Source organism: Bacteroides timonensis, assembly GCF_000513195.1.
GTDB lineage: Bacteria > Bacteroidota > Bacteroidia > Bacteroidales > Bacteroidaceae > Bacteroides > Bacteroides timonensis.
Genome location: NZ_CBVI010000209.1, coordinates 1 through 1,518, shown reverse-complemented (window position 1 = coordinate 1,518; position 1,518 = coordinate 1). Strand labels below are relative to the sequence as shown.

2 protein-coding genes are annotated in these 1,518 nt (G+C 48.6%); both read left to right on the top strand.

Annotated features, from left to right (window positions below; translation table 11 throughout):
* Positions 1-51: 51 nt before the first annotated feature.
* Positions 52-435, top strand: a complete 384-nt coding sequence (locus tag BN161_RS27885; RefSeq protein WP_044272666.1) for a hypothetical protein — start codon at positions 52-54, stop codon at positions 433-435.
* A gap of 5 nt (positions 436-440) precedes the next feature.
* A partial coding sequence (locus BN161_RS27880; protein WP_074435205.1) for an IS3 family transposase occupies positions 441-1,518 on the top strand: 1,078 nt, incomplete at its 3' end.

The following is a 1,518-nucleotide window of genomic DNA, read 5'->3' as shown; positions in this document are numbered from 1 at the left end:
TAAACACACTGACTTGTCCTGTAATAGCTTTACCTAAAAACGTCAATTCATATGGAAGCGAAGAAGATTTATAGTAAAGCGTTTCGTGATGAGGTCTTGCAGGCTTATTTCACAGGGAACGATTCCTCGTCGAGTTTGTCCGCCCGTTATAGTGTCCGTGCTGGCACGATTCAGGTCTGGGCTCAGCGTTATCGTAAGGATTACGCCCATTTAATATCCGGTAGTGTCTCATCGGATCCTGTTGCAGTGGTTGATATAGGGGAGTTTTCCTCCCGTCATCCGAAGACCGTCAAGGGCATGGAAGCCCGTCTTGCCGAGTTGGAGAAGGCTCTTTCCTACGAGCGCATGCGTTCTCGTACCTATGAGAAGCTGATCGAGATAGCCGAGCGTGATTTGCAGATCAGCATAAAAAAAAAGTCTGGTGCCAAACAGTGAGTGAGATGCGTATGACCTATAGGAGATATAGTATAAATAGTTTGTGCGGTTTGTTCGGGAACAGCCGTCAGGCTTACTATGACCGCCGTTCATACCTGTATCGCTGCTGTCTGGAGGAGGATGCTGTAGTTTCCCAGGTTCGGGAGCTTCGCCGCGATTTTCCCCGCATGGGAGTTCGCAAGTTGCAGGTTTACCTTGGTCCTCGTTTTGCCAAATTGGGCATAACGGTCAGCAGAGACCGCTTGTTCACGTTGCTTGAGGCTCATGGTCTTTTGGTTCGCCGGGTGCGTAGCAAACGCAAGACGACGTGGTCTGACCACTGGATGCACAAGTACCCGAACCTGATCCGTGGATACATGCCCACCTCTCCCAACCAGCTCTGGGTAAGCGATATCACCTACATTGAGTGCAGTGGTGCTTTTCGCTACCTTTCTCTGGTAACGGACGCTTATTCGCACAAGATCGTGGGCTGGAATATCGCCGGCAGCCTTAATTCGATAAACGCGTTGCGGGCTCTGGAAATGGCCCTTCGCACCCTTCCCAAAGGTCACAGCGGCTTGATTCACCATTCAGACCGTGGGATACAGTATTGCAGTACGGATTACGTGCAGAAACTCCGTGAGCATCATATTTCAATCAGCATGACCGAGAGTGGCGATCCTCTTGAAAACGCTGTTGCGGAGCGTATAAACGGAATCTTAAAGACCGAATGGCTGTATGTGATGGATATAGCCTCGCCGCAGGCTCTCAAGTCTTGTGTAAGCCGTATAATAGAGCTGTATAACGATGAACGCCCTCACCAGAGCATCGACTACCTGACCCCTTCGTATGTCCATGCTACGGGTACTGTAGTATCCCGTAAATGGAAAAACTATTATAAATCCGACAGGGAAAAGAAAAATAGCGTATCTTTGCTTTCGGATTCGTCCGCTTGTCAAGCCCTATCCGGATCAGAGGATGTAACCGTCCGGAGTTGTCAAGCTATATCCGGACTAAAACGTGTGAATTCTGAGAGTGTCAAGCTATGTCAGGATTATAAGAAAAATAAAGTAGAAAACTGTAAGGTAATTACAGGACGAGACA